We start from the raw sequence: 6,705 nt of genomic DNA on the forward strand, positions 1-6,705 counted from the left end.
AGCGAATATTGCGAAGCGATAAAATCCGCAGCTCAGAAAGCCACGTTCCCCGCCTTTAGCAATCCGGATGTATATCGAGATTTTCAGAAATCCTACTTTGATTTTCGCGGTTAGCCCACCACAGGCCATGAGGATGCCTGCTCTTCGCTCACAGCGGACCTCCAGCTCGGTTAGCTTGTCCGCTGCGTGCCAAGAACAGTCGTTGCTAAGATCAGTTTAGTCGCCTGTTGGCACTGCCACAGGCATGTCTATGTAAAAAGCGAAGATGTTATAATCCAGTGTTCATTTGCTCTGATATACAATAACGATGATAAACAGAATACTGGTAAGTGCTTGCCTGGTGGGGTTCAAAGCCCGCTATGATGGAAGCGAGAAAGCACAAATGACTGATCAGTTGCAGCGTTGGCAGAAAGAGCATCGTCTTGTGATCCACTGTCCTGAATTGGCCGCCGGGTTGCCAATTCCACGTCCCCCGGCTGAGATTGTCTCTACTGATGGTAAAGACGTAATGCTGGCACAGATCAGAATACTTGAAATTACCGGACAGGATGTCACTGAGTCCTATCAGCTTGCCGCTTGGTTGGCACTACGCACAGCTCAGGAGTCGGGTTGTACAGCTGCGCTGTTAACCGACGGCAGTCCAACATGCGGTAGCCAATTCATCTATGACGGTTCATTTAGCGGCCAGCGTAAGTCAGGTATGGGAGTCGCAGCTTCGCTACTCACTGAACATGGTATAGCCGTGTTTTCTGAGAAGAGGCTTGCCGATCTCATTGACTGGATTGATGAAAAAGAACGCTGAACATATTTTTTATTGAGATATAAAAAGAAATCAGTATTTTGTTTATTACTGACGTCACATGTTCTCAGGCCGATTTGTGCCCAGGCTGTGTGAAAACTGCTGATCACTTTTTGGTCTAAGCAGTGGCTTTATATGATCAACCATTCTTGATAAACCCATGCGGCAACCTACTTTATTTAATAAAATTAAAAGCATACGATTAAATATTGCGGGTGAAGATATGGCTCACCACATTAAAGGTCAAGGCAGACATCAGGTGACGTTGCTCCCTGAAGTGCTGGATGATTTTGTCACAGAAGATAACCCTGTCAGGGTTATTGATGTCTTTGTTGATGAATTACAGCTTGATACACTTGGCTTCGAGCGCGTTAATGCAAAACAAACCGGGCGGCCAGGATATCACCCCGCAACCATGCTGAAGCTGTACATTTATGGATACCTGAACCGCATTCAGTCATCCCGCAGGTTAGAAAAAGAAGCCCATCGTAACGTTGAATTGATGTGGTTACTTGAGCGATTAACACCTGATTTTAAAACCATTGCAGACTTCAGAAAAAACAATGGTAAAGGCATCAACAATGCTTGCCGGGCTTTCATTGATCTGTGTCGGCAGATGCAGATGTTCACCGATGTGGTGGTTGCCATTGACGGTAGTAAGTTCAAGGCGGTAAACAGCAAATCGAACAACTTCACGCCCCAGAAAACAAAAGGCCACATCGAAAGGGTTGAGCAAAGTATCGCTCTTTACTTGAATAAGCTCGATGAAGCTGACAAGGCTGCGGGGCCCGAAAAAAATGCAGGTTTAACCGCTGCAAAACTGGCATGGCTGCAAAAGCGTTTGAAAGAACTCAAGCAAATCCAGCAGGCCGTTGTGCAGCACCCTGATAAGCAGCTGTCACTGACGGATCCTGATTCCCGGCTAATGAAGATAAACAATGTTAACCGCCAGGTTAGCTATAACGTTCAGACTGCCGTTGATGCTAAATATCACCTGATTGTTGCGCATGAAGTAACGAATACACCAGACCGTGGGCAGCTAACAGCGGTGACAAAATTAGCGCAAGACGCTGTTGGCAAAGCGGATATTACCGTACTGGCTGATAAAGGTTACTACAGCCGGAGTGATATTAAAGCAACGCAGGACTTAGGTGCCGTAGCCTTAGTACCAAAAGGCGATACCTCTGGCGCTGACCGCAAAGGTCTTTTCAATCGTTCATTGTTCAAATATGACCAGGAAAAAGATATTTATGTTTGTCCGATGGGTAGCGAGCTTCAGAACCGATTTACGGTGGTTGAGGATGGTTTAGAGCAGCAAATGTACTTTAACAATATTGCTTGTCGCGATTGCAGTCAGCGGTCAAGATGCACCACATCAAAACGCGATCCGAGACGTATAAGGCGCTGGGTTCATGAAGCAGAAATGGAAGACATGCAAGCCAGGCTTAACGCATTGCCACAAACAGCTGTCGTGCGAAAGCAAACGGTAGAGCATCCGTTCGGGACAATTAAAATGTGGATGGGAGCGACTCACTTCCTGACGCAACGGTTTAAAAACGTCAGCACAGAAATCAGTCTGCATGTGCTGGCTTATAACCTGAAAAGGATGATGTCCATCTGGGGTACCGAAGGATTGGCCATTAAGCTGCGAGAACAATGCAACTAGCGGGAGTGGCCGCTTTAACCCCTAATAACAAGCCATTAGCACTCCATATCAAGCCACAAAAGCCTCGTTCTACCTCTACATACAAATCACAGCGAATACAGTCAATATCAGGAATATCTTGCATCCCTGACTGAGGATAGTACTCAGATACTGCAAAAACCGAGTTTTTACACAGCCTGGGCACGAAGCAGCCCAAGGCAACAGCAGGGGCTGCTATGAGCGAATACCAGCACCTTCCGCCGCCCTCTTCTTATCATCCGGCAACGCTTTATTCAGAGTAACGTTTCGCGGCGCAGATTATCTTCCCGCACAAAATCAATGAACGCCTGTAAAGGCGCGGGGATCAGACGGCGATCGTTGTAATAAAGCCAGGGACCGGTGAACGACAGCCACCACGGCTGTAATATCGGCTCGAGTTGTCCGCTGGTAATAGCGGGCTGTAACCAGTCTTCGAACAGATAAATGATCCCCGTTCCTGCAATCGCCGCTTCGACCGCCAGATCGACCGCGCCACCGACACTGACCACCAGCGGACCGCTCACCTGCACGCTGAGGGTTTCGCCTTCACGCTCGAATTCCCAGTCGGGCATGATGCCGCTGGCATAGCGCCCTCGCAGACAGCGATGCGGGATCAGATCCCGCGGATGCAACGGCCTCCCGTGGGCATCAAGATAAGCCGGTGACGCCGCCGCGGCGTAGCGCTGAATACGCGGGCCGATCGGGATCGCCACCATGTCCTGTTCCAGACGTTCGTCATAACGGATACCGGCGTCACAGCCGTCACGAAACACATCCTGCACATTACTTTCGGCGATAATTTCCAGCTGAATATCGGGATAACGCCGCAGAAATTCCGGCACTAAGGCAGGCAAAACCAGCCGCGTGGCGCTGACCGGCACATTCAGGCGCAGTACACCGCCCGGCGTGTGGCGATAACGGTTAAGCGCATCCAGCGCGGCATTCACCTCATTCATGGCGGGCAGCAATCGCTCAATCAGCGCCCTGCCGGCTTCAGTCAGCACCACCGTGCGTGTGGTGCGGTGAAATAACCGGATGCCCAGCTGCTGTTCGGCACGACGTACCGCGTCACTCAGCCGGGATGCATTACTGCCGGTGACCCGCGCCGCCTCGCGAAATCCGCCGGCTTTCGCCACTTCAACCACTGCGTGCAACAGGGCGATATCCATCGACATTGTGCGTAACCTCGTACAGTTTGTCCTGATTTCACCGGATAGTTGCACAGCCGGCGCAACGCTACAATCAGTGAACACATATAAAGGAGCGTCCCATGTCACAACCCTCAATGACTTATCGTCTCGGCGACCGCGAAGTGGCACGTTTAGGTTACGGTGCCATGCAGCTGGCGGGTCCGGGTGTTTTTGGTCCGGTAAAAGATGAAGCCCGCGCCATTCAGGTATTACGTGATGCCGTGGCGAGCGGTGTGAATCATATTGATACCAGCGATTTCTACGGTCCGCATGAAACCAATAAGCTGATCAAAAAAGCCCTGCATCCTTACGCTGACAATCTGTGCATCGTCACCAAAGTCGGTGCTCGTCGTGATGAAAAAGGTGGCTGGTTAACGGCATTCACGCCGCAGGAACTGGTCAGCGCGGTGGAAGACAACCTGTGCAATCTGGGGCTTGAGGCGATGGAAGTGGTGAATCTGCGCAGTATGCTGGATATTCATCAGCCGAAAGAAGGATCCCTAGAACCGCAGCTAGAGGCGATGATTAAGCTGAAAGAACGTGGACTGGTTCGTCACATTGGACTGAGTAATGTCACGGCAAAACAGGTGGAGGACGCGCAGAAACTGACGCCAATTGCCTGCGTGCAGAATATGTATAACCTGGCCAACCGCCACGACGATGCGCTGGTGGATAAACTGGCGAAGCAAGATATTGCCTACGTGCCCTTCTTCCCGCTGGGCGGATTTTCCCCGCTACAGTCAACGCAACTCGATGAAGTCGCCGCTGACTTACAGGCCACACCGATGCAGGTGGCGCTGGCCTGGTTGCTCAGACGTTCACCGAATATTTTGCTGATCCCCGGCACGTCATCGCCGGAACATTTGCAGGAGAATCTGGCCAGTGCACGGCTGAATTTATCTGATGAAGTGATGGAAAAGCTGAACGGAATGAACTGAGGATCTTGTGAACTGAGTCCTTGGCATCGAGGACTCAGAATTTAAAATATCAGCGTTATGGTGACTGCCTGCGCTTCCACTCATCAGCCACATCGCCCAGAGTTTTAGGCACCTCATTACGTATCCAGGCCATAAAATCACTTTCGAACCGAAATTCTACCCCGCACTGCTCAGTCAGGAAACGCCGGACATTTTGTGTGTTCCTGGAACGCATATCCACAAGCGTAGTACGTGTCACATAAATGGTATGCGTAGGGAAAAGACAATGCCTATGGGCATATGGGCACTTTGTAGATCTCAGAAATTACCTGCATCGTTGCGTCTTCGATCGTTCCTTCATTACGGCATAAAATCCAGTCATGATTGGCAATTTCTCGCTCGAACGCCATGGTACAAGCGACTTGCTCTTCCAGAGAAACAAACAATTGACGACTCATTCTTCAAATGACGATTGATATACGGTTTTTGTAAAACTTGCATCTGGCAAAAACATCTCATTTCCTTCGTATGAACCGCTGACTAACCCTTCGTTTTAATATGGTCGGTTCGAATGTCTCAGGGCGTGAAGCGGACATCCGTATCTTTCGCTCAGCGAGGAACGGACTGTCGCCTGCAAAACAGTTTTATCTTTTCGATTCATAAAACTTAATCACGCAGTTCTCTGGCTAACTTCGATTCCTTAATGCGACAGAACCCGATAATGTCATCATTATCATTTCAGTGTTAGCGAGACTAGTCATGCCGTTTAATACTTTAAAAACGCATCAATTTAAAGTCCGTCTGTTTAGCGCCATCGCGGTTAGTCTCGCGTGTATTCTGTTTGGGTCCGCCATTACACTGTGGCAGACGGTCTCGAATACGCAGCAGGAGACCTGGACTCATTTGCGGAATGCACAACAAAGGATTGACTCATCCCTGGACAGCGCCCATCAGGTGGCCCTTGCTGTAAGGGAGAGCCTTGGAAAACCCTGCAACGATATTGTGCCGCTACTCAGGATGCAGGTGGCAATCTCCCCGGATGTGCGTAGCATTCTTTTGGCCCATGGCAATAACATCTATTGCTCTTCCCTCTACGGCCCGTATCAGGAACGCATCGACTTTGATAATTATACGAAAGGCCAGCTCTTTCTCATGAAGGGCAACTGGGTAAAAGCAGATCAGCCAATCGTTATTTACCGTGAGCTTGTCGGCAATGACAGTATAACGGTGCGAATTTATGGGCGCCTGTTACTCTCCGAACTCAATAATTTGAGCACCAATACCCCCCTGAGCCTGGTTGTGGGGAAACAACGATGGCAAGCCGGTGAAGCGCCCACTGATCAGTTATTCCCACTTGAAACGCCAGGTTATATGGAACAACCATCAACGCGTTACCCGTTTCGCATCGTTACCCGCCTGTATCCCGCTGACTACATAGATAATATCTGGCGCTTCTCAAAATTCAGCCTCATTGCATGGGCTCTGCTGGGTCTGGTATCGGGTATATGGGTGTTCAGAAAATCGGGGCGTATGCACTCGCCTGAGCAAGAATTGCGAGGGGCACTGGCTCACCGGGAGTTTATTCCCTACATCCAGCCCGTAGTGTCTGGAGATCATACTCAGTTGACCGGCTGTGAAGTACTGGTGCGCTGGCAACATCCTCGGCAAGGTATGATATCACCTGATCGTTTCATCCCTATGGCGGAACACAGTGGTCTCATCATCCCTATGACACGGAATTTGATGACTCAGGTACGGGAACAGTTTGCCCCCTGTGTACAACAGTTACCAAAGGAGTTCCATTTCGGTTTCAATATCAGTGCAGCGCACTTCAAGGACTTAAGCCTGGTGGAGGATTGTTCTGAGTTCATCGCAAGCTTTCGGGAAAATCCCATCAAACTGGTCCTGGAGTTAACCGAGCGTGAACTGCTCGTAGGTGATGCTGTCACTCACAGACTGATTGCAGAACTGCATAAGCTCGGTGTTCTTATTGCCATTGATGACTTCGGAACCGGTAATTCCAGCCTGAGTTACCTGCAAAACCTGAGGATCGATATTCTCAAAATTGATAAGAGCTTTGTCAGCATGATTGGGACTGACGCGATCTCTGCCCAT

At 49.8% G+C, this 6,705-nt stretch carries 6 protein-coding genes and 2 pseudogenes; 5 read left to right on the plus strand and 3 right to left on the minus strand.

Annotated elements, in window-relative coordinates; translation table 11 throughout:
• From VJY99_RS14775 to VJY99_RS14785, 3 genes and pseudogenes are all read left to right on the plus strand, one after another.
• Positions 1-114: pseudogene (locus VJY99_RS14775) on the plus strand (tolA family protein); the annotation flags it as partial.
• Positions 115-307: 193 nt separating this feature from the next.
• Positions 308-802 carry a DUF523 domain-containing protein gene (locus VJY99_RS14780; protein ID WP_324119768.1) on the plus strand — a complete coding sequence of 165 codons (495 nt, stop codon included), beginning with the start codon at positions 308-310 and terminating at the stop codon, positions 800-802.
• Positions 803-1,022: 220 nt separating this feature from the next.
• The gene (locus tag VJY99_RS14785) at positions 1,023-2,465 is read left to right on the plus strand and encodes an IS1182 family transposase (protein WP_324119775.1); all 1,443 of its coding nucleotides are present in this window, start codon (positions 1,023-1,025) and stop codon (positions 2,463-2,465) included.
• A 272-nt stretch (positions 2,466-2,737) separates the two neighbouring features.
• Here the strand turns inward: VJY99_RS14785 and VJY99_RS14790 are convergent, their stop codons facing one another.
• Positions 2,738-3,658: a LysR family transcriptional regulator gene (locus VJY99_RS14790; protein ID WP_324119770.1), complete on the minus strand. Its 921-nt coding sequence runs from the start codon at positions 3,656-3,658 to the stop codon at positions 2,738-2,740.
• 95 nt (positions 3,659-3,753) lie between these two features.
• Here VJY99_RS14790 and VJY99_RS14795 point away from each other — a divergent pair, with 95 nt between their 5' ends.
• Positions 3,754-4,611 (plus strand): oxidoreductase, encoded by an 858-nt coding sequence (locus VJY99_RS14795; protein WP_324119772.1) that lies wholly within the window; start codon positions 3,754-3,756, stop codon positions 4,609-4,611.
• A 55-nt stretch (positions 4,612-4,666) separates the two neighbouring features.
• Here VJY99_RS14795 and VJY99_RS14800 read toward each other — a convergent pair whose 3' ends face one another.
• Positions 4,667-4,825, minus strand: a complete 159-nt coding sequence (locus VJY99_RS14800; protein WP_324119777.1) for a DUF6434 domain-containing protein — start codon at positions 4,823-4,825, stop codon at positions 4,667-4,669.
• A gap of 55 nt (positions 4,826-4,880) precedes the next feature.
• Positions 4,881-5,027, minus strand: a pseudogene (locus VJY99_RS14805) (thymidylate kinase); the annotation flags it as partial.
• Between the two features lie 322 nt (positions 5,028-5,349).
• On the opposite strand from VJY99_RS14805, the gene VJY99_RS14810 reads away from it, so the two are divergent.
• Positions 5,350-6,705 (plus strand): EAL domain-containing protein (locus VJY99_RS14810; protein ID WP_324119774.1); only part of this gene is annotated, 1,356 nt, incomplete at its 3' end.

The organism is Buttiauxella sp. (genome assembly GCF_035271705.1).
Taxonomy (GTDB): domain Bacteria; phylum Pseudomonadota; class Gammaproteobacteria; order Enterobacterales; family Enterobacteriaceae; genus Buttiauxella.